20 protein-coding genes and 1 pseudogene are annotated in these 21,115 nt (G+C 71.9%); 8 read left to right on the forward strand and 13 right to left on the reverse strand.

Annotation, left to right across the window (positions count from 1 at the left end; translation table 11 throughout):
- Positions 1 to 780, forward strand: coding sequence for a DeoR/GlpR family DNA-binding transcription regulator (locus tag ACFY5B_RS21070; RefSeq protein WP_389971334.1), 780 nt, complete (start codon positions 1 to 3; stop codon positions 778 to 780).
- A 94-nt stretch (positions 781 to 874) separates the two neighbouring features.
- Positions 875 to 2,701 (forward strand): glycoside hydrolase family 15 protein, encoded by a 1,827-nt coding sequence (locus tag ACFY5B_RS21075; protein WP_389971336.1) that lies wholly within the window; start codon positions 875 to 877, stop codon positions 2,699 to 2,701.
- Between the two features lie 3 nt (positions 2,702 to 2,704).
- Here ACFY5B_RS21075 and ACFY5B_RS21080 read toward each other — a convergent pair whose 3' ends face one another.
- Positions 2,705 to 3,664, reverse strand: coding sequence for a hypothetical protein (locus tag ACFY5B_RS21080; RefSeq protein WP_389971337.1), 960 nt, complete (start codon positions 3,662 to 3,664; stop codon positions 2,705 to 2,707).
- Positions 3,665 to 3,863: 199 nt separating this feature from the next.
- Between ACFY5B_RS21080 and ACFY5B_RS21085 the strand changes: the two genes are divergently transcribed.
- Complete coding sequence (locus tag ACFY5B_RS21085) at positions 3,864 to 4,076, forward strand: heavy-metal-associated domain-containing protein (protein WP_389971338.1); 213 nt, start codon at positions 3,864 to 3,866, stop codon at positions 4,074 to 4,076.
- 3 nt (positions 4,077 to 4,079) lie between these two features.
- Positions 4,080 to 6,329: a heavy metal translocating P-type ATPase gene (locus ACFY5B_RS21090; RefSeq protein ID WP_389971340.1), complete on the forward strand. Its 2,250-nt coding sequence runs from the start codon at positions 4,080 to 4,082 to the stop codon at positions 6,327 to 6,329.
- 12 nt (positions 6,330 to 6,341) lie between these two features.
- Here ACFY5B_RS21090 and ACFY5B_RS21095 read toward each other — a convergent pair whose 3' ends face one another.
- Positions 6,342 to 6,998: a class I SAM-dependent methyltransferase gene (locus ACFY5B_RS21095; RefSeq protein WP_389971342.1), complete on the reverse strand. Its 657-nt coding sequence runs from the start codon at positions 6,996 to 6,998 to the stop codon at positions 6,342 to 6,344.
- A 136-nt stretch (positions 6,999 to 7,134) separates the two neighbouring features.
- On the opposite strand from ACFY5B_RS21095, the gene ACFY5B_RS21100 reads away from it, so the two are divergent.
- A complete protein-coding gene (locus ACFY5B_RS21100) occupies positions 7,135 to 7,836 on the forward strand; it encodes a phosphatase PAP2 family protein (RefSeq protein ID WP_389971344.1) in 702 nt (233 codons plus the stop codon).
- Between the two features lie 63 nt (positions 7,837 to 7,899).
- On the opposite strand, the gene ACFY5B_RS21105 is transcribed toward ACFY5B_RS21100, so the two are convergent.
- The 8 genes from ACFY5B_RS21105 to ACFY5B_RS21140 all read right to left on the reverse strand — a co-directional run bounded on the left by ACFY5B_RS21105 (position 7,900) and on the right by ACFY5B_RS21140 (position 15,024).
- Positions 7,900 to 8,352 (reverse strand): phospholipase, encoded by a 453-nt coding sequence (locus ACFY5B_RS21105; RefSeq protein WP_389971346.1) that lies wholly within the window; start codon positions 8,350 to 8,352, stop codon positions 7,900 to 7,902.
- Positions 8,353 to 8,468: 116 nt separating this feature from the next.
- Positions 8,469 to 9,062: a hypothetical protein gene (locus ACFY5B_RS21110; RefSeq protein WP_389971348.1), complete on the reverse strand. Its 594-nt coding sequence runs from the start codon at positions 9,060 to 9,062 to the stop codon at positions 8,469 to 8,471.
- A 5-nt stretch (positions 9,063 to 9,067) separates the two neighbouring features.
- Entirely contained in the window at positions 9,068 to 9,928 is an 861-nt protein-coding gene (locus ACFY5B_RS21115) for a carbohydrate ABC transporter permease (protein WP_389971350.1), read from the reverse strand.
- A complete protein-coding gene (locus ACFY5B_RS21120; RefSeq protein WP_389971352.1) occupies positions 9,925 to 10,863 on the reverse strand; it encodes a carbohydrate ABC transporter permease in 939 nt (312 codons plus the stop codon). Before ACFY5B_RS21120 ends, ACFY5B_RS21115 begins: the two co-directional genes overlap by 4 nt.
- A complete protein-coding gene (locus ACFY5B_RS21125) occupies positions 10,860 to 12,143 on the reverse strand; it encodes an ABC transporter substrate-binding protein (RefSeq protein WP_389971354.1) in 1,284 nt (427 codons plus the stop codon). The genes ACFY5B_RS21120 and ACFY5B_RS21125 overlap by 4 nt, the downstream gene beginning before the upstream one ends.
- 78 nt (positions 12,144 to 12,221) lie before the next feature.
- Positions 12,222 to 12,986: a cupin gene (locus tag ACFY5B_RS21130; RefSeq protein ID WP_389971356.1), complete on the reverse strand. Its 765-nt coding sequence runs from the start codon at positions 12,984 to 12,986 to the stop codon at positions 12,222 to 12,224.
- The gene (locus tag ACFY5B_RS21135; RefSeq protein ID WP_389971358.1) at positions 12,980 to 13,903 is read right to left on the reverse strand and encodes a PmoA family protein; all 924 of its coding nucleotides are present in this window, start codon (positions 13,901 to 13,903) and stop codon (positions 12,980 to 12,982) included. Before ACFY5B_RS21135 ends, ACFY5B_RS21130 begins: the two co-directional genes overlap by 7 nt.
- Entirely contained in the window at positions 13,900 to 15,024 is a 1,125-nt protein-coding gene (locus tag ACFY5B_RS21140; protein ID WP_389971360.1) for a Gfo/Idh/MocA family protein, read from the reverse strand. The genes ACFY5B_RS21135 and ACFY5B_RS21140 overlap by 4 nt, the downstream gene beginning before the upstream one ends.
- Before the next feature lie 191 nt (positions 15,025 to 15,215).
- Between ACFY5B_RS21140 and ACFY5B_RS21145 the strand changes: the two are divergent.
- Both ACFY5B_RS21145 and ACFY5B_RS21150 read left to right on the forward strand, forming a co-directional pair.
- Positions 15,216 to 15,429: pseudogene (locus ACFY5B_RS21145) on the forward strand (alpha/beta hydrolase); the annotation flags it as partial.
- 211 nt (positions 15,430 to 15,640) lie between these two features.
- Positions 15,641 to 16,528, forward strand: a complete 888-nt coding sequence (locus ACFY5B_RS21150; RefSeq protein ID WP_389971362.1) for a DUF4436 family protein — start codon at positions 15,641 to 15,643, stop codon at positions 16,526 to 16,528.
- A 103-nt stretch (positions 16,529 to 16,631) separates the two neighbouring features.
- On the opposite strand, the gene ACFY5B_RS21155 is transcribed toward ACFY5B_RS21150, so the two are convergent.
- On the reverse strand, positions 16,632 to 17,123 hold the full coding sequence (locus ACFY5B_RS21155; RefSeq protein WP_351630568.1) for a hemerythrin domain-containing protein: 492 nt from the start codon (positions 17,121 to 17,123) through the stop codon (positions 16,632 to 16,634).
- Between the two features lie 104 nt (positions 17,124 to 17,227).
- Positions 17,228 to 17,398 (reverse strand): DUF5670 family protein, encoded by a 171-nt coding sequence (locus ACFY5B_RS21160; protein WP_184567467.1) that lies wholly within the window; start codon positions 17,396 to 17,398, stop codon positions 17,228 to 17,230.
- A 233-nt stretch (positions 17,399 to 17,631) separates the two neighbouring features.
- On the opposite strand from ACFY5B_RS21160, the gene ACFY5B_RS21165 reads away from it, so the two are divergent.
- A complete protein-coding gene (locus tag ACFY5B_RS21165) occupies positions 17,632 to 18,930 on the forward strand; it encodes a PQQ-binding-like beta-propeller repeat protein (RefSeq protein WP_389971364.1) in 1,299 nt (432 codons plus the stop codon).
- A gap of 96 nt (positions 18,931 to 19,026) precedes the next feature.
- Here ACFY5B_RS21165 and ACFY5B_RS21170 read toward each other — a convergent pair whose 3' ends face one another.
- Complete coding sequence (locus ACFY5B_RS21170) at positions 19,027 to 20,925, reverse strand: NAD-binding lipoprotein (protein WP_389971366.1); 1,899 nt, start codon at positions 20,923 to 20,925, stop codon at positions 19,027 to 19,029.
- Between the last annotated feature and the right edge of the window lie 190 nt (positions 20,926 to 21,115).

The following is a 21,115-nucleotide window of genomic DNA, read 5'->3' on the forward strand; positions in this document are numbered from 1 at the left end:
ATGTCGCGCGACGCCCGCTGGAAGGCGCTGCTGGAACTGCTCGTGGAGCGCGGCCGGATGGACGTCGAGGACGCGGCGGCTGAGCTCGGGGTGTCGGCGGCGACGATCCGCCGTGACTTCGACGGGCTCGCCGAGCAGCAGATGCTGGTGCGCACCCGGGGTGGCGCGGTCGTGCACGGCGTGTCCTACGAGCTGCCGCTGCGCTACAAGACGGCCCGTCACGCCTCGGAGAAGCAGCGCATCGCCAAGGCGGTGGCGGAGCTGGTGGCGCCGGGCGAGGCGGTCGGGCTGAGCGGCGGGACCACCACGACCGAGGTGGCGCGAGCGCTGGCCGTGCGCGGGGACCTGGTGTCCGGCGTGCCCGCCCTGACCGTGGTGACGAACGCGCTGAACATCGCCAACGAGCTGGCGGTGCGGCCCCAGTTCAAGATCGTGCTGACCGGCGGGGTGGCGCGGGCCCAGTCCTACGAGCTGGTCGGGCCGCTCGCGGACGGGGTGCTCGGGCAGATCACCGTCGACGTGGCGGTGCTCGGTGTCGTCGCCTTCGACGTCACGCACGGTGCGGCGGCGCACGACGAGGCCGAGGCGGCGATCAACCGGCTGCTGTGCGAGCGGGCCGAGCGGGTGGTCGTCGCCGCCGACTCCAGCAAGCTCGGGCAGCGGGCGTTCGCCCGGATCTGCGCGGCCGAGGCGGTGGACACGCTGGTCACGGACACGGCGGCCGACGCGGAGACGGTACGGCGCTTCGAGGAAGCCGGGCTCCGGGTCGTCACGGCCTGACGGCGGTGGTCCGTCGGCGGTGGTCCGTCGGCGGCGGTCCGTCGGCGGCGGCTCTAGGCTTGGGCTGAGGCGCCTACCGGGCAGGGAGGCTGTCATGGGCGGAGCGGCGCAGGACCGGGGCGGGCGGCGGTACGTGCCGATCGCGGAGCACGGGCTGATCGGTGATCTGCGCAGTGTGGCCCTGGTGGGGACCGACGGCACGATCGACTGGTACTGCTGCCCGGCCTTCGACGCGCCGAGTGTGTTCGCCTCGATCCTGGACGCCGAGCGCGGTGGCTGTTTCGAACTGGCGGCGTCGGTGCCGGCCAGGACCAAGCAGTTCTACTTTCCCGACACCAACGTCCTGATCACGCGGTTCTTCACCGAGGACGGGGTCGGCGAGGTGCAGGACTTCATGCCGGTCGGCGGCGGTGCGGCCGAGGCCGAGCGCCACCGGCTGATCCGGCGGGTGGTGTGCGTACGGGGCTCGATACCGTTCCGTACGCGGGTGGCGCCCCGGTTCGACTACGGCTCCCTGCCGCACACCGTGCGGCTTTCCGGCGACACCGCGGTGTTCGAGACCGAGGGGATGACGCTCGCGCTCACCGCGACCGTGCCGCTGGAGGCGGACGGGCCGGACGCGCGGGGCGACTTCAAGCTCACCGAGGGCGAGACGGCGGTGTTCGCGCTGGACAAGGTCGGCGGCGCCGTGACGCCCCGCCGGTGTGCGCGCACGGAGGCGGAAGAGCAGTTCGCGGCGACGGTGGCGTACTGGCGGCGCTGGCTGTCGGCGTCCCGGTACAAGGGCCGCTGGCGGGAGATGGTGCACCGCTCGGCCCTGACGCTGAAGCTGCTCACGTACGCGCCGACCGGGGCGATCGTGGCCGCGCCGACGACGAGCCTGCCCGAGGAGCTGGGCGGCGAGCGCAACTGGGACTACCGGTACGTGTGGGTGCGCGACGCGGCGTTCTGCGTCTACGCCCTGCTGCGGCTGGGCTTCACCGGGGAGGCCGAGGCGTTCATGGACTTCGTGACCCGGCACATCAGCCCGGGCGACGGCAAGGTCTCCGGCCCGCTGCAGATCATGTACGGCATCGACGGACGCACCGAGCTGCCCGAACGCACCCTTGACCATCTGGAAGGGCATCACGGCTCGGCGCCGGTACGGGTCGGCAACGCCGCTGCCGACCAGCTCCAGCTCGACATCTACGGCGCGCTGATCGACTCGATCTACCTCTACGACAAGTGGGCCAAGCCCATCTCCAGCGGCCACTGGGACGACGTGTGCGCGCTGGTGGACTGGGTGTGCGCGCACTGGGACCAGCCCGACGAGGGGATCTGGGAGACGCGGGGCGGGCGCAGGAACTTCCTGTACTCGCGGCTGATGTGCTGGGTGGCGATCGAGCGGGCCATCCGGATGGCCAACCGGCGTGGCCTGCCCGCCGACCTGCCGCGCTGGCGGGAGTGCCGCGACACGATCTACCGGCGGATCATGAGCCGGGGCTGGTCCGGGGAACGCCGGGCCTTCGTCCAGCACGAGGACGGCGATGTTCTGGACGCTGCCGTGCTGATGATGCCGCTGACGAAGTTCATCGCCCCCACCGATCCGAAGTGGCTGTCGACGCTGGACGTGCTCACCGAGGAACTGGTGTCGGACTCGCTGGTCTACCGCTACGACCCCCGCTCCAGCCCCGACGGACTGCGCGGCGACGAGGGCACGTTCTCCATCTGCTCGTTCTGGTACGTGGAGGCGATGGTGCACGCGGGCCGGATCGACGAGGCGCGCCTGGCCTTCGAGAAGATGCTGACGTACGCCAACCATCTCGGCCTGTACGCCGAGGAGATCAGCCACACCGGGGAGCAGCAGGGCAACTTCCCGCAGGCGTTCACGCACCTCGCGCTGATCAGCGCGGCCTTCAATCTGGACCGGGCGCTCGGCTGACCGTCAGTGCCCGTGGCTGCCCTCCGCATGCCCCTCGGGGGTACCCGAGTCGGCCGCCGCTGCCCCGGCGCGGACGGTGAACGCCGCCGTGTGGACCTTTCCGTCGTGCTTGAAGTCCAGGAACAGGCGGTAGGCGCCGGAGCTGGGTGCGGCGGCCGTGAACGAGATGTCCGGTCCGGACCTGGTCGTGCCGTCGCCGGGTTCGCCGTTCGGGTGGACGTGCAGGTAGGCGAGGTCCCCGGAGCGCAGCGCGACCAGGTGGCCGTAGGCGCCGAGGTAGGGCTGGAGGTCGGTGACGGGCCTGCCGTCGCGGGAGACCTTCAGCTGCAGCTCGCTCGCCCTGCCCGGGCGCGGGGCGCCGGTCAGTTTCACGTCGTAGCCGTCGACCCGGGCCGTGGTGCTCGCGGGCGGCAGGGGCCGGGCCTCGTACGGGCCGGAGGCGGCGAGGTCCGCGCCGAGGGTGAGGTTCTGGGCGTTCTCCTTCGCCGGGGTGAAGTCGGCGAAGACGCGGTAGCCGCCCGCGCGGGGCAGGTCCACGGGGGTGCTCCAGGTGCCGTCGGCGGCGCGGGTGGGGTGCAGATGGCGATAGGTGACCAGGTCGCGTGAGGCCACGATGAGGTGCAGTTCCTTGTCGTGCTCGCGCTGGTAGGCGGTGAGCGCGCGGCCGCCGGTGTCCCGGACGGTGAGGCGCAGGTCGGACGGCTCGCCCGCGGTGACGCGCGGGGTTTCCAGGTCGAGCGTGTAGCCGCCCTCGGAGATCTGCAGTCCGCCGGCCGGGGGTGTGTCGTGTCCGGCGTGGTCGCCTCCCACCGACCGCTCCGGCGCGGGCCGGCTGTGTTCGTCTCCGTGCTTCGGCGGGCTGTCGGCGGCGACGGGGCCCACGCCCTGTCCGACGCCGTAGGCCGCGCCGAAGGTGGCTGCCAGGGCGGCGGCGAAGGTGGTGATCCTCAGTCCGGTGTTCATGGCCGTGGGCTCCTTCAGATACCGGCCTCCCGCTCGGTCGCGGGGCCTCCATGCACTTCACAATACCCCTGGGGGGTACCCAGTCAAGTCATTCTCGCGCTTGCATCGTATACCCCCGAGGGGTATATCTGACGGCAGCGCGGAATACCCCTGCCCCGTATCCACCGCAATCTGTTGCATCGCCCAGAGGAGGCACCCGATGCCCGCCACCACCTACGCCGTCTCCGGAATGTCCTGCGGCCACTGCGAGGCCACGCTGACCGAGGTCATCGGCGAGCTGGACGGCGTCCGCGGTGTCGAGGTCGACCTCGACAGCGGCCATGTCACCGTCACCAGTGCCGTCGAGCCCGACGACGCCGCGATCGCGGAGGTCGTCGACGAGGCCGGCTACGAGCTGACCGGGAGGGTCTGAGCCATGAGCACCGGTACGACGACCGGCACCGGCGCCGAGATCGAGCTCGCCATCGGCGGCATGACCTGCGCCTCCTGCGCGGCACGCGTCGAGAAGAAGCTCAACCGCATGGACGGGGTCACAGCGACCGTCAACTACGCGACGGAGAAGGCCAAGGTCAGCTACTCCGGTGATGTCTCCGTCGGCGATCTCATCGCCACCGTCGAGGCGACCGGGTACACCGCGCGGGAGCCCGCTCCCCCCACCGGGCAGGACGACACGGACACGAAGGCCGACGAACTGCGGCCGCTGCGCGAGCGGTTGATCACGGCGGTGGTGCTCGCGGTGCCCGTCGTGGCCATGGCGATGATCCCGGCGCTGCAGTTCGAGTACTGGCAGTGGCTGTCGCTCACCCTGGCCGCACCCGTCGTGACGTACGCGGCGTGGCCCTTCCACAAGGCGGCGTTCACCAACGCGCGGCACGGCGCTGCCACCATGGACACCCTGATCTCGGTGGGCACCTCGGCCGCGTTCCTGTGGTCGCTGTGGGCGCTGTTCTTCGGCACCGCGGGCACGCCGGGCATGACGCACCCCTTCGAGCTGACGATCGAGCGCACGGACGGCGCCGGGAACATCTACCTGGAGGCCGCCGCGGGCGTGACCGCCTTCATCCTGGCCGGGCGGTACTTCGAGGCCCGCGCCAAGCGCAAGGCGGGCGCGGCGCTGCGGGCACTGCTGGAGCTGGGCGCGAAGGACGTCACGGTGCTGCGCGACGGCGGCCGCGAACAGACCGTTCCGGTCACGGAGTTGACGGTCGGCGACCGATTCCTGGTCCGGCCCGGCGAGAAGATCGCGACGGACGGGACCGTCGAAGAGGGTTCCTCCGCCGTGGACGCCTCGATGCTCACCGGCGAGTCCGTCCCCGTGGAGGCGGGCAGGGGCGACCCGGTCACCGGCGCCACGATCAACGTCGGCGGGCGGCTCGTCGTCCGGGCGACGCGGGTGGGTGCCGACACCCAGCTGGCCCGGATGGCCCGGCTGGTGGAGGACGCGCAGAACGGCAAGGCCGCCGCGCAGCGGCTCGCGGACCGGATCTCGGCGGTGTTCGTGCCGGTGGTGATCACCCTGGCGCTCGGCACGCTGGGCTTCTGGCTGGGCAACGGCGTCGGGCTGACGGCCGCCTTCACCGCGGCGGTCGCCGTCCTCGTCATCGGGTGCCCGTGCGCCCTGGGTCTGGCCACGCCGACCGCGCTGATGGTGGGCACCGGGCGGGGCGCCCAGCTCGGCATCCTCATCAAGGGCCCGGAGGTCCTGGAATCCACACGCCGGGTCGACACCGTCGTCCTCGACAAGACCGGCACCGTCACCACCGGCCGTATGACGCTGCTGGCCGTGCACACCGCCGAGGGCACGGAAGAAGCCGAAGCGCTGCGGCTGGCCGGGGCGTTGGAGCACTCCTCCGAGCACCCGATCGCCCGGGCCGTCGCCGAGGGGGCGCTGGAGAAGCTGGGCGCGTTGCCCACACCCGAGGACTTCGCCAACGTGCCCGGGCTCGGTGTGCAGGGCGTCGTCGAGGGCCACGCGGTGCTCGTCGGACGGGAGCGGCTGCTGGCCGACTGGGCGATGGAGCTTCCCGAGGGCCTGGCCCGGGCCAGGGCGGCGGCCGAGGACGCCGGGCGCACGGCCATCGCGGTCGCGTGGGACGGCGAGGCGCGTGCCGTACTGGAGGTCGCCGACGCCGTGAAGGACACGAGCCCCGAAGCGGTCGGCCGGCTGCGGGTGCTCGGCCTCACGCCCATCCTGCTGACCGGCGACAACGAGGCGGTGGCCCGGTCCGTCGCCCGCGAGGTGGGCATCGAGGAGGTCGTCGCCGAGGTGCTCCCGCAGGACAAGGTCGAGGTGGTGAAGAGGCTCCAGGCCGAGGGCCGGTCGGTGGCGATGGTCGGTGACGGGGTCAACGACGCGGCGGCCCTCGCCCAGGCGGATCTCGGTCTTGCCATGGGCACCGGCACGGACGCCGCGATCGAGGCCGGCGACCTGACGCTCGTCCGGGGCGATCTGCGGGCCGCGGCGGACGCCATCCGGCTCGCCCGCCGCACGCTGGGCACGATCCGCTCGAACCTGTTCTGGGCCTTCGCCTACAACGTGGCGGCCCTCCCCCTGGCCGCGGCCGGCCTGCTCACCCCCATGATCGCCGGGGCGGCGATGGCCTTCTCCTCGGTCTTCGTCGTCGGCAACTCCCTGCGGCTGCGCACCTTCCGCGCCGCCGACTGAGGCACCGACGGGTCAGCGGCGCCGCCACACCAGCGTGTAGCGCCAGAACAGGCGGCGGCGCAGACGGACACCGGGGAGGACGACCCGGGCCTCGCGTGCGATCTCGGAGAAGGTCAGGTCCGCCGGGCGAGTGGGGGCGGTCATCGAGACCGGGCGGGGCGCCGGGCGGCCCCGGTTCTTCAGCAGCGCCATGAGGACGTTGAGCGGGATCGACGCGATGCCGAGCAGGTGGTCGACGGGCGTGTGCTCCTGGGCCACGCCGACGATCACCAGGGTGCCGCCGGGAGCGAGATGGTCACGAAAGGCCTCGAGGGCCTCGGTGAGCGGCAGCTGGTGGACGACGGCGACGCAGGTGATGACGTCGTACGACCGGTCACCGAGGCCGGTGGGCGCGTCGGCCGCGGTGTAGGTCACCGCGGCCGTCGCCGGGGTCAGCTCCCGCGCCCGGGCCGTGATCTCCGGGTCGGCGTCGATCCCGTGGACGCGCTCCGCCCGGCCGGCCAGCAGCCGGGCCAGGTCGCCACTGCCACAGCCCACGTCCAGGGCGCTGCCCACCCGTTCGGGCAGCTGCCTCAGGATCCAGCTGTGGAAGTGGGCGTTGTGGTCCCAGGGGCGGGCGGCGTGGAAACGCTCCAGAGCGCGCAGGGTCCGGCGGGGCAGCAGTGGCATGTGCTCAGTGTTCCGGCTCACCGGGGTGGTCGTCCGCCGTCCGGGCACTCGGGAGGTACCAGCTCGCGGGGGCGCCGAGCATGCGCCGGGCGTGAGCCGGTACCTTGCTGGGGAAGGCCACTGCGGGGAGAAGCACATGACCGATCCGACGACCACAGACGCGGACGCCCCCCGTCCGCTTCAGCACACCCGGGGCTTCGCGAGTCGACCCGGCCGGCTCGTGAGCGCCGTGTTCGGCGATCTCAGGGCCGTGGACGGCGCCCTGTACGCGGCGGTGGCCGCCACTCCCACGCCGACCCTGGACCGGGCGCTGCGCCATCTGTCGCACGCGGCCGACCACTCCAAGATCTCGTTCGCCATCGCCGCCGCCCTGGCCCTGGCCGGGAAGCGACCGCGCAAGGCCGCCCTCGCCGGCGTCGGCGCGATCGCCGTGGCCTCGGCCTCGGCCAACCTGCTCGGCAAGCGCCTGGTGCGCCGGGCGCGGCCGGACCGCGAAGCGGCCCGGGTGACGGTGGACCGGCACGTCAAGATGCCGACCTCCGCCTCGTTCCCGTCCGGGCACACGGCGTCTGCGGTCGCCTTCGCCACCGCCGTCGGGGTGGTCCTGCCGCCCGCGGCGGTACCCCTCGGCGCGCTGGCGAGCGCTGTCGGCTACTCCCGCGTCCACACGGGCGTGCACTACCCGGGCGACGTGGCGGCGGGCGCTGTCCTCGGCATCGCGAGCGCGGCGGCGGCCCTGGCGGCAGCGGCGGCCACGCCCTCGGCGCGGACGCAGGCCCTGCTCACGGGGGCCCGTTCGTGGCCGCGGATCAGCATCGGCGGCGCCCTGCGCCGGTGAGCCTCGGGTCGGCCGGGCGCGGGGACCCACCCCGCCGCCCGGCGCCCTCACGGTGACGAACCGTCAGCCGAAAGCCCGCACGGCCTGGTAGTACGTCCAGGCCGTGCTGGTGCAGGAGGTCTTCGTGCCGCCGCTGTAGGCCGCGCAGACCCTCTTCAGGTCCTCGTAGAAGGCGCTGTCGAGCCGGGACTTGTTGGCGCTGAAGGTGCCCGCCGCCTTGTAGTTGCGGTAGCCGAAGTCGTGACGGGCGCAGGACATCGAGAAGGGGAAGCCGAACGGGTTGTCCGGCGAGGAGGAGCAGTAGTCGGTCGACCAGTCGAAGGCGTACGCGGCCCAGGCGGCCTGGTTGGCCCGGGCGGCGGCCCAGGTGCCGTAGCTGGACGCGCTGGTCTGCGTCCAGTTCGCGAGCACCTGGGGCTTGTCGGCAGGAGCGGCGCTCGCGCTGGTGGCGGCGCCGACCACGGTGACGAGGCTCAAAGTGGTGGCGGCAAGACCGGTTGCCCATCTGCGGTGCATCCCACACCTCCATGAGGCTGCGACCCGCCCATCGAGTCGCAGGTTCATGACAAGAGGATGACCACCTCGTCCCGGTGTTCACACCTGATGTGTCCCAATAGCCTCTGAACTTCCGGCTATTGACGGAGAACGGCGGCGGACCGGCGTATGTCGACGGCGGTCAGCGCCAGGGCCAGCGGTCCGGGGACGAGGAAGGCCAGCGGCAGCAGCATCCAGGCGCACAGCGCTGCCGTCGCCACGGCGAGCAGGACCAGGCCGCTGCCCCCCACGTCCGCCACGGCGTCCCGGCCGGCCCCGCGCACCGCCGCACGCCAGTCGGTGAGCGACTCGGGGCGCCCGCAAGCCCGCAGGCCGACCACCACCGCGACCGTGCCGATCACCGCGGCCGCCACCGCGAACAGCGGCGCCCCCGGCAGCCCGGCCCCGGCCAGCGCCACATCGGCGGCGAACACCAGCAGACCCGCCAGGACGACGGACCCCGCCACCAGGTCACCGGCGCGCGACCGCCGCCGCAGCAGGGCGAAGTACCGCCCCGCCGTGACGGGTTGGTCCACTCCCGCTCCCCGCAGCACGGCGCACGCCGTCGACAGCGCGGCCGGGACCGTGACCAGGGGCAGGCAGGCCGCCGCCGTGGCGAGTCCGACGCTCAGCACCTCGGCGAACAGGGTCATGCGCGGGCCGAACACCTCGCCCGTGTCCCTCGCGGTCATCTCGCTCACCCCTTCAGCCCGGAGCTCGCCATGCCCTCCACCAGGAACCGCTGGAAGGCGAGGAAGAACAGCACGATCGGCAGCAGCGCGATCACCGACAGGGCGAACATCGGGCCGAACGCGGAGGTGCTGGAGGCGTCCACGAAGGAGCGCAGGGCGAGCGTGAGGGTGAACTTCTCCGGGTCGAAAAGGTAGATGAGCTGGGTGAAGAAGTCGTTCCAGGTCCAGATGAACGTGAAGATGGCGGTGGTGATCAGGGCCGGCCGGGTGAGCGGCAGCACGACCTGGAAGAAGCTCCGGAAGGGACCGCAGCCGTCGATCCGGGCCGCCTCCTCCAGCTCGCGCGGCAGACCGCGCATGAACTGCACGATGAGGAAGACGAAGAACGCCTCCGTCGCGAGGAACTTCGGCAGGATCAGCGGCCAGTAGGTGTTCACCAGGCCCAGCTGGTTGAAGATGATGTACTGCGGGATCAGCACCGCGTGGTGCGGCAGCATGATCGTGGCGATCATGAAGGCGAACAGCGGCCCGCGGAAGCGGAACCTCAGCCGTGCGAAGGCGTAGGCGGCGAGTGAGCAGCTGATGACGTTGCCGAGGACCGCGCCGCCCGCGATCAGCAGGGAGTTGCCGAGCAGCCGCCAGATGGAGACGTCGTTGACACCGTCGAGGGCGGTTGCGTAGTTCGACCACTCCAGGTGGCTGGGCAGCAGGTCGAGGCTGGCTATGACCTCGTCGGCGGGTTTGAGCGAAGTGGCCAGCAGCCAGGCCAAGGGGTACAGCATGACCAGCAGGGCGGCCAGGCAGCCGAGGTGTACGGCGGCACGGCCCCATCGAACGGGCCTGTGGGTGGCAGTGGTCGAGGTCACCGGTCCCCCTCGGAAGCGTAGAAGACCCAGGAGCGCGAGGTGCGGAACAGCACCGCCGTGACGACGCCGATCGCGAGGAGCAGCACCCAGGCCATGGCGGAGGCGTAGCCCATGTGGGAGGCGACGAAGCCGCGGTCGTAGAGGTACATGGTGTAGACGAGGGTCGAGTCGGCCGGTCCGCCCTTGCCCGCGCTGACCGCGAAGGCGGGGGTGAACACCTGGAAGGCCTGGATGGTCTGCAGGACCAGGTTGAAGAAGATCACCGGGGACAGCATCGGCACGGTGACGGACAGGAACTGCCGCCACTTCCCGGCCCCGTCGACCGCCGCCGCCTCGTAGAGCTCGGCGGGAATCTGCTGGAGTCCGGCGAGGAAGATGACCATCGGCGCGCCGAACTGCCACACGGTCAGCAGAGCCACGGCCAGCAGCGCCCAGCCGGGCTTGTTGACCCAGCCGCCGGTGCCGAGCAGGTTGTCGACCGTGCCGCCGTCGTTGAAGACCGCCCGCCAGACGAGCGCGACGGACATCGACGCGCCGAGCAGGGACGGGGCGTAGAAGGCGGAGCGGTAGAAGCCCTTGCCGCGTTTCATGCCCTTCAGTGCGAGTGCGACGACGAGGGCGAGGGCGAGTTGCAGGGGCACGGCGATGACGACGTACGTCAGGGTCGTCACGACCGAACGCCAGTAGCGGGGGTCCTCGGTGAACATCTGCACGTAGTTGCGCAGACCGATCCACTTCGGCGGGTTGAACAGGTCGTAGTCGGTGAACGACAGGTACAGCGACACGGCCATCGGCAGCAGTGTCAGGACGATCGCGCCGAGCACCCAGGGCGAGAGGAACAGCCAGGCGGCGCCCTCGCGTTCGCGCTTGGGGCCGCGCTTCGGAGCGGCGGCGGGGGCGCGCCTCGCCTCCGCGGGCATCGCGGTGGTGGTCATGGCCTCAGCTCCGCCTTCGCCTCGGTGACGTAGTTCTCGGCCGCCTCGCGGGGCGACATGCGCGCGTAGGACACCTGGTCGTAGTCGCGCTGGAAGGTGCTCTGCAGGGCGTTGTCGCCCGATGGAGGCGCCTGAGGCGGGTCCTTGAGCTTGCCCTCCAGAGATGCCTGGAAGCGTGCGATGGTCTTGTCGAAGTCCTTGAGCTGCGGGCCGGTCTCGTCGCGGATCGTCTCGTTGACGGGGATGCCGCGGCTCGCGCCGAGGATCTTCGCGGCCTGCCGGTCGTTGATCAAAAAGTCGACGAGCCGCGCGGCCTCCTCGGGGTGGCCGGTGCCGGCCGAGACGCCCACGAACATGGACGGCTTGAAGTACTGACCGGGTGTGCCGTCCTCGCCGGACGGCATCGGGGCGAGGGCGACTCCACCCTTGACCAGGGCGGCGAAGCCGCTGGCCGGGGCGTCCCAGTTGGCGTCGGTGACCGAAGTGCCGCGCCCCAGCGGGGTGTTCTCGACGGAGCCGTCGAGCTGGGTGGTCTGTTCGGCGGGTGAGACGGCACCCTCGCGGCGCAGCCGGTCGGTGAAGGTCCACCAGCGCGCGAGGTCGCCTGCGGTGAAGCCCAGTCCGCCGTCCTCGGTGTAGAGGGCCTTGCCCCGGCCGCGCAGCCAGACCTCGAAGGCGTCCTCGCTCTGGCCGGGGTCGGTCGCCCCGGGCTTGCCGGTCTTCTTCGCCAGGGCCCGCATGGTGTCGGCCCACTCGCTCCAGGTCCAGCTCTCGCCGGGCAGGGGGACGCCCGACTTCTTCCACGTCTGGACGTCGTAGGCGACGGTCTCGGTGCCGCGGCCCTGCGGGATCGCGTACTGGACGTCGTCGACGCGGCCGGTGGCGAGCAGGCCCGGGTCGATCTCGGAGGTACGCAGGACGGACTTCTGTTCCGCCAGGTCGAGCAGGACCCCGCCGGAGGCGTACTGGTCGATCTGGCGGTAGTCCAGCTGCATCACGTCCGGGGCGTCACCGCCGGCGGCCTGGGTGGCGAGCTTCTGCTTGTAGGCGTCGTAGCCGGAGAACGACGTCGCCACGTCGATGTCCGGGTGCTGTTTCTCGAACAGCGCGACGGCCCGCTCGGTGCGTTCCGCGCGGTCGGGATTGCCCCACCACGTATAGCGCAGCACGACCTTGCCGCCGCCTGCGGACTCGCCGGATCCTCCGCAGCCCGCCAGCACGGCACACAGTGCCAGTGCGGCGGCCGACGCGCAGAACCCCTTTGTCCTGTGTCCGGGCATGCCGAGGTCACTCCTCTCGATACGGAGTTTCGGTTGAGCCCCCCTCAGGTCCCCCCCTGCCGCCCCTTAGACCTCCTGCTACTCCCCCTGGTACGGCAGCGTGGTGCCGGGCAGCGCGTACTCGTCGCGCCGGCCGCACATGCCGAAGCCGCCGAGCCGGGTGGGCGCGGCCTCGTGGGCGGTGGCGCCGCCGAGGTAGGCGGGATCGCCGGCGGCCAGCGCGTCGAGCTGGGCGCCGGTGCGTTCCGCGGTGGCCAGGGCGCCCTCCCGCCACAGGGCCTGCCAGGTGGGCACCTTGTCGCGCACGATCCGGGCGGCGGCCCGCTGGAACTCCAGGTACGGTCCGTTGTCGCCGGCGACGAGAGCCTCGCGCAGCCCGAGGTACCCCTCGACGGCGAGGTCCCTGCGGCGCCGGGCGGCCGCGGCCGTCTGCGGTCCCGTGCCGGGCGGCAGGGCGGCCGCTGCGGCGTACTTCTCCGGGTCGGCGAGCACCTCGGGCGGGAAGGTGAACACGGCGTCCCCGGCTTCGGGCAGGCCGCTGTTCTGCATCAGCACGGTGATGCGCAGGTCGCCGCCCTGCACCATGCGGTGCACCGTGCCCGGCGTGAACCAGGCGAGGGAGCCGGCTTCGAGGGGGATCTCCCGGTAGCCGTCCGGGCTCAGGGTCTGGACCGCGCCCCGGCCGCCGGTGACGACGTACGCCTCCGTGCACACCAGGTGCAGGTGCGGGCTGCCGCCGCAGACGCCGTCGGCGGCCTCCCAGTCGTAGGCGCTGAGGTGCGACAGGCCGATCGCGCCGGGGAGCGGGTGCGGAAGACCCGCCGGCTTGGGTTCACTCACCACGGCAGGCCCTCCAGGTGGGTGCCGACCCGGTCCCGGTCCCAGGCGCCGTCGGCGACGACGATGCGGTACCGGTACCCGAAGGACTCCCCCGGCGGCAGCTCGAACTCCTCGAAGAAGGCCCAGGAGAAGGCGACGGTCGGGAAGGGCTCGGAGCGGACGAACCAGTGCGACTCGTGGATCGAGGACGTCCCGTCGAGGTTCTCGGGCGCGTGCGCGAACACCAGGGTCGAGTGGCCGTCGACGTCGTCGTGCTCGGTGGTGAAGGCGATCCAGGGGCCCTGGGTGCCCATCAGCTTGCCCGCGTCGGCGTCGGTGTCCGGGGCGAAGACCGTGCCGCCGGTGAAGTCGCGCGGGCCGCGCCACTGGAGTCCGGTGTAACCGGCCATCTCACGGCCCGCGGTGGTCGGTGATCCGAAGACCAGAGGCTCGGAGCGGACGTTGGTGAGGCGGATCGACCAGTCCAGGGCCCAGGAACCGGCCTCCTCGTCCACCGAGTGGACGGTCAGGCCGCGCACCTCGCGCGCCCACTCCTCGCCGCCGTTCTCGATCCAGGTGAGATTCTCGGTGAAGGTGAGGCGGTCGTCGCCGACGGTGAAGTCCGCGAAGCCGTCGTGCCGCATCGAGCCGACGCGCTCGGGCAGGGGCAGGTAACCCTGGCCGTGGACGTAGCAGTTGCCGCCCCAGAAGTTCTGGCCGGACAGATGGCTCGCGGTCATCTGCAGGCCCTTGTGCCAGCGGTGGTCGTTCGGGCGGTAGCCGGTGACCGTGCGGCCCGAAAGGGTGCGCACCGGGTGGGCGTAGGGCTTGCGGGACTCGAAGGGGTCCGGGTCGGGGCGGTAGACATAGCGGAGGATCTCCGTGCCGCCTGCGGTGACGGCGATGTCCTCGCCGTGCGTGTGGGTGACGCGGATGGTCATGCGCGCTCCTTGGGGGCCCAGTCGGGGTACTCGCCGTGCATGGCCTCGTAGAAGGGGTCGCCGGGGCCGATCTCCCCCGCGCGCACCGAGCGGCCGGTGAACGCCGCCTTGTACAGGGCGGCGGCGAACTCCAGGGTGGCGCGGGCGTCGTGGCCGCTGCCCGGTGGCCGGGTGCCGGTGTCGTAGGCGTCGAGGAGTGTGCCCAGCTGCGCGGTGTGCGAGCTGGGCACGTCGCTCGCGGGGGTGCGCCAGGCGGTGGCCCGCTCGGAGGCGACGTGCGGGGCCGGGGTGTAGGTCCAGCTGTCGTTGCCGTGGCCGTACAGGTGGGTGAGTTCGACCGTGGCGTCCGCGCAGTCGATGCGGATGCGGCTCACCTCGTCCGGGGAGAGCACACTGTTGACGACGGTGGCGAGGGCGCCGTTGCGGAAACGCACCAGGGCGGTGGACACGTCCTCGCTCTCGGTGTCGTGGACCAGGCGCGCGGCCATCGCGCTGATCTCCCGCCACTCACCGAGCAGGTGCAGCAGCAGGTCGTACTGGTGGATGCCGTGGCCCATGGTCGGGCCGCCGCCCTCGCTCGCCCACTTCCCGCGCCAGGGCACCGCGTAGTACGCCGCGTCCCGGTGCCAGGTGGTCTGGCAGTGCGCCACCAGCGGGGCTCCCAGCTCGCCGCTGGTGATCAGCTCGCGGGCGTGCACGGCGCCGGATCCGTAGCGGTGCTGGAAGACGACCGCCGCATACGCGCCGGAGGCCTCCTCGGCGGCGGCGATCTCGTCGTATTCGGCGAGCGACAGGGTGAGCGGCTTCTCGCACAGTACCCAGGCGCCGGCCTTCAGCGCGGCCACCGTCTGCTCGCGGTGCAGCGAGGGCGGCGTCCCGATGAGGACCAGATCGGGGCGTACGGCGTCCAGCATCGCGTCCACCGAGGTGTACCCGGCGACCTGCTCTCCGGCCAGCTCGCGGAAGGCGTCGAGGCGGTCCTGGTCCACATCGACGGCGGCCACCAGTTCCACCCGGTCGGAGTGGGCCCGCAGCGCGGGCAGGTGACTGCCGCTCACGATGGCTCCGGTGCCGACGACGGCCACGCGGCGGCGGACGGGAGACCCTGGGGTCACGGACATGCGGTGCTCCTCGGACAACCGGCGGACAGGCGCTTGGAAAGCGCTTGCACTCGGAAGGGACCCTAGGCGCGAGAGAATGTCTGGACAACCCCCCTGCAGCGACCTGCACAAGGTCTGCCCGAGCATCGTCCCAGCTCGGGGCGGAGATACGGGTCGCTGCCCCCGCCATGGAAACGGCATTCCCCCCTTTCCTGCTCGACTTCGTGCTCACGGGCGCCGACTCCCCCTACGGCAGCGCGCAGACGGTGATCGTGTGCGGCGACAACGCCGCGACACGTGATCCCGAGGTGTATCGGCGCGATGTCCAGCGCCCGTGCCGAGGACCCGCTGTTCGGGCCCGTCACGAACAACCTCAATCCCTGCGCGTTCTGGGACCGGCCGCGTGAGCGTCCGGCCGCGATCCGGGCGCTGTCCGGCGGTTCGGCGGTCCGGCGGTTCGTGGGGCGAGGCCGAGCCGATCAGCACCTACAGTGTCTTTCTGTGATCGAAGAGTGACGTCACGGTCCGCACCGCGGAGGGCGGACCGGCACGCCCCCAAAGACCGCACGGGCGAGGGGTCGTCTCCCGACGCCCGGCGGGACGAGCCCGTTGCCCCGCCCACCTCTTCGGAGGCACCATGGCCGCGCCCCCGCAGTCGCCCCGCCCGCGCCGCTCCGGTGCGTCCATCCTGCTCGTCCTGCTTCCCCTCGCGGTCCTCGTCCTGGTGGCGGTGTCCGTGGGGTCGTGGCTGCAGTTCACCGAGCGGCAGGCGAAGGACACGGTGCACACGGCCGGATCCGGAGCCGCCGACCGGGTGGACGTGGAGGTCACCACCCAGAGCGTCGACGCCGCTGCGAGAGAAATCGTCCTGCGGGTCCGGGTGCGCCCGCGCGGGGCACTCGGCGAGGATGAGGAGACCGCCCCGGTGGCGGATCTCCGCCTCCAGACGTCCGTGGCGACCCTCGGCGACCTGGCGTTCGAGGCGCACGAGCGGCTCGCGCCCAAGGACGTGCAGGTCGCGCTCACGGGTGGGTCGATCAGCGACTACCCGTTCGACACCTACGGCACCGACATCGAGTTCTGGGCGGAACTGAGCGGCGAGCCGGTGCCGGTGCGGATGCTCTTCTCCAACAACGACACCCTCTTCTCCATCGCCGTGACACCCCCACCCTCCGGGCAGGAGGCGGTACTGGGGCTGAAGCTGTCCCGATCGGGCAGCCTGCTCGTCTTCGCGGTCTTCATGATGGTCGTGATGTGGGCGCTGGCGACGTCCGTGCTCCTCGGGGCCTGGTTCCTGACGACCCGCAGGCAGGGACTGGTCTGGCCGGCCCTCGCGTGGATGGCCGCCACGCTGTTCGCTCTCGCGGCGTTCCGCAACACCGCCCCCGGCACACCGCCGATCGGCTGCGTGATGGACTGGTTCGCCTTCTTCTGGGCCGAGACCATCATCGCCCTGTGCCTGATCGTCGCGGTCACCACCGGCATCCGCACCGCTCTGCGCACAGCCGGCGACCGCCCCGCCTAGGACTGCCGCCGCAACAGCCGGGCCGCGACAGCCGGGCCGCGACAGCAACCGGCCCTGATGGTCACCGCCCGCGGGCGGTGACCATCAGGGCCGGTCCGCCGAGTCAGGACTCGACGATCTTGCGCACGTTCTCAACCGAACCGCACCCGGCCTTCAACTGGCGCTCACGCTCCTGCCAGAACGCCAGACCGAGTTCCTCGCGCCGCTCCATCGCCACGTTCTCCCGCGCACCGTTGAGGATGGTGCGCTCCTCCTCGTCGGCGTGGTGGGTGACGGCCTCGACCAGCTCCTCGAGCTTCGAGTCCCACTCCTCGGAGCCGACCTCCTCGACCTCGAGGAGCTCCAGGAGGGCCTCGTTGCCCTCGTCGTGCTCGTGCTCGCCGTGCTCGACCTCTTCGTCGTCGATGTTCTTGTACCGCTTGAGCGCCGGGTAGACCTTGGCCTCCTCGGCCTGCGCGTGCGCGATCAGCAGGTCCGCGAACTCCCGCAGGGCACCCGCCCGGTCGTCCTCGACGCTCCGCATCCGACGGAAGAGGTCTTCCATGCGCCGGTGGTCCTGAAGGATGAGTTCTACGACGTCTTTCGTGTCGGCCATGGAAATGGAACGCCTTTCCTGGGAGAGCTTCGGGTCACTTTCGTCTACCCCATTCCTGGCGATTCGTTCGCCACCGACGTGCTGTCGGCCTGTCGGCCGCCGGTCTACCAGCGGTACCAGCGGCCCTTACGGCCGCCGCTGTCCGCGGTACGCAGTACGAAGCCGAGCAGCCACAGGACCAGCACGATCACCGCGATCCACCACAGGGCCTTCAGTGCGAAGCCCGCACCGAACAGGACCAGGGCCAGCAGCAGGACGAGAAGCAGGGGAACCATAGTTATCAACCTCCGCTCCCTCTGGTGCCCCACCAGCAGACGAACACACAGTCGAATTGCCATGTTTCTTCACAAGGATCAAGGGCACGTGAATCGCTTGTGCCGGGACAGAGCGCCACGATCGGTTCTGCCCGAAGTTGCCCCAGGCGCAAGGGAGTTGTTCTCCATTTCTCGGGTATGCGGAGCGGCGGCCGGTGCACCGGCCCACTTCATTCGACCCGAGGGGGGTTTCCATGGGCAGTTCCGCGAGGCGCATCCGGGCGAGATCGAGCTGCGTGCTGGCGACGGCGCTGGCGGTCCTGGCCGTCGGCGCCGGTCCCGGCGGCGCGGCCACTCCGGCACCCGCGGCCAACCCGGCACCCAGGGCCGCGACGGCGATCGCCAAGGCCAAGGCCACGGCCACCACGGAACCGGTGGACGCCACATTGGGCTACCGCGCCAACGCCCGTAACGACAGTTTCGTCACCGGGGCCACGGCGGCCCCGCCGTTCACGAAGGCCTGGTCGGTCGACCTGGGCTCCGCGGTCTCCGCGCCGGTGGCGGTCGGCGGGAAGGTCTTCGTGGTGGTCAACGCCGTCGAGGAGGAGGAGAGCGACGGCCCGCGCATGGAACTCGTGGGCCTGGACGCGGCCACCGGCAAAAGGCTGTGGCCCCAGCGGCTGATCGCCGACAACGACCCCAAGGCCACCCTCGCCTACGGCGGCGGCCTCCTCTACACCCAGACCGGCAGGGGCGTCGTGACCGCCTGGGACCCCGCGACGGGCGGGCAGCGGTGGAGCCGCAGCATCGGCTCGGGCTCCTGCGAGTACCCGCCGACGTGGTACGACGGCACGCTGTACACCCAGGACGGCCGGGGCACGGCGCTGGCGCTCCGGCCGAGCGACGGAGCCGAGCTGTGGCGTGCTCCGCTCGTCGACTGGGGATGGTCGCCGGTGGTCGTCGACGACCTCGGCGTGTGGTTCGGCTTCGACAACGCCTCGTACCAGCTGCTGGACCGGCGCACCGGCCAGGAGCTGCGCCGCTACGACGTACCCGACCTGCTCGCGCTCGGCGGCAACCCGATCGCGCGCGGTGCCGGGGCGCTGTGGCTGCGCAGCGACGACGTCGACGACGAGCGGACCGTGGCGTACGACCAGAACACCGGCGCCGTCCTGCGTTCCTTCCCCGCCGACGCCACTCCCGCGTTCGGCCCGGGCCGGGTGTACGTGGCCCACCGGGGCGTCGTGAAGGCGATCAGCACGACGACGTACAAGACGGCCTGGAGCTACCGCAGCCCGCGCGGAGCCGCGACCGTCCGGCTGGTCGCGGGCGGGTACGTGTACGTCAAGGACGGCAACGGCAAGCTGGTGGTCCTGAACGAGCGCACCGGCGCGGTGGTCTGGTCCTACCGGCTCTGGGCCGAGCCGCACCCGATGGAGAACGTGCTCGCGGAGGAGGACTGGCGCGGCTGGGTCAACCCCGGCATCGCGACCCATGGAGGCCGCGTGTTCGCGCCCGGCCAGGACGGCGTGCTGACGGCGTTCGCGGACTGACCCGCCCAGGCGCGGGGCGCCGGGTGCCCGCACGGGGGCCCGGCGCCCCGCGCCTGCCGCCGGTCGCGTTCGCGCGTCGGAACGCCCGGCTCTCCCTCAGTCCGCCCCCACGACGATCACCTCGTCGGCGGCCGTCCAACGGCGGCGCTCGGACTTGGGCGGGTTGACCCGCACGCCGTAACCCGGACTCGTGGAGGCGTCGTCGTGGCTCCGGTAGCCGATGGCACATTCGCCGCGCCCGCGTGCCGCGGCCACGACGGTGGCGAAGGCCGTCTCGCTCCCGGGCAGCACGTAGTCACCGGCCGGCCTCAGGCGGATGCCGGTGCCGTCGGCGGAGAACAGCTCCTCGAAGACCGCCGCGAGCCGCCGGTTCTGGGAGATCTGTGCCATGAGCAGGCCGATGAGCTTGCCGCTGATGATCACGTCGGCTCCGGGCCCGAGCGGTGCCAGCGCCCGGTTGCGGTCGTCCACCAGCTCGGTGACGACGGGTAGTTCACGCCCGGACGCCTCCTCCAGCTGCCGCAGCAACAGCAGCGTGACGAGCGTGCGGTTGTCGGGTTGGTCCGGAGGCTGTCCGGGAGCGGGGTCCTCGCCCACGACGATCACACTGTCGTAGGAGTGCACGTCCAGACGCCGGAGGGTCTCGGGGCGGGTGACGTCCCCCGGGTGGAGGGTGAGGGTCAGGCCGGTGCCGTCGGGTGCTCGGGACTCGCGCACCTGCCGGACCGTCGCTTCACCGCCGTCCGCCACCACGTCGACGACCGACCCGGACCGGGCGCGGCGGCTCAGCTGCTCGATCATGAGCGGCGCCCGGCGGTTCCATCCGAGCAGCAGGACCCGCTCCGGTCGCGCCGGCGTCGCGGGTCCGGAGGCCATCGCCGCCTTCTCGACCCACTGCCCGCACTCCCCCGGCCAGGCCGTGTCGTCGTCACGGGAGATGACGACGAGCAGATCGTCCGCGGCGACCATCGTCTGCGGCGGCGGGTTGAGCAGCGGGGTGTCGCCGCGCACCAACCCGACGACACTGGACGTCGGAAAGGACAGCAGCGCGTCGCCGAACGGGCGGCCCGCCAGGGACTCCTCGCCGACCAGATAGAACTCGTCGCCGGCGAAGTCGAGGAGCTCCTGGTGGACCAGGGAGAGCCCGGGGCGGCGGGCGGCCTGGACGATCAGCCGGGCCGTGACGGTGTCGCTCTCCAGGACCACACCGCCCGGGCCGGCGGCGAGGCCGGCGGCCAGCCGGTAGCGGTCGTCCCGGACGGCGGCGACGACGGGCGGGCGGTTCGTCACCCCGGACGTGGACGCCCGCAGCGCCAGCAGCGTCTTGACGACCTCGGCATCGGCGTCGGGCTCGTCGCGGGGCAGGACCAGCACGACACCGGCCGTCGCCGGACTGGTCAGGGTGAGAACGGCCGGGTCGGTGGTGGGGCCGCTGCGGCAGATCAGCCGCGTCCGGCCGAGGGGTCCCACCTTCGTGGCGAGTGCCTCCTCCATCGCGGTCTTGTCGCGGTCGGCCAGTACCGCGACCGCCGCGCGCCGCTGGTTGGCGTTGGCGGCCACCAGCTCGCCGACGACCGTGAACACCTGCTCCGACCAGCCCAGGACCACGACGTGCCCCTGTTCGAGCACGGTCGACCGGCCGCGCCGCAACGCGGTGAGCCGCTCCGTGAGCGCCGTCGTGATCAGGCCGACCAGCGTCGAGACGTACAGCAGCGCCACCAGGGCGAGCAGCACCGACATCGTCACGCGCAGCGGTGTGCCGGTCGCCCCGCCCAGTCGCAGGGTCTCCCCGGTGAGGCGCCACACCTGTACCAGCCGGTCCGGCAGGGACTGCGGAGCGTGCGGGTCGGTCCACACCACAAGGGCGCTGGCCGGGACGACGACGGTCAGACACAGCAGCGCCATCCAGCCGACCAGGGCCGAGGCACCGCGGGCCAGCGTGCTGTCGAACCAGTAACGGGCCCGGTCGCCCACCGGAGTGCGCCGCTGCGCCACCCTTCCCCCTCCGTCGCCCCTGTCTCTCGTGCGGCCGGTCGGCGCCGCGTGCGCGGTGCGCCGGGCGGGACGGCCGGAGAGCACGGTTGTGGATACGCAGTCGCAGTGTGGAGGCTCGTTCGCGGCGCCGGACGCGGTTCGCCGAGCATTCATCCCTTCGGGTTCGCCGGGCACGTCGTGGGCGGCGGAT

The organism is Streptomyces sp. NPDC013187 (assembly GCF_042899705.1).
Classification (GTDB): Bacteria; Actinomycetota; Actinomycetes; order Streptomycetales; family Streptomycetaceae; genus Streptomyces; species Streptomyces hawaiiensis_A.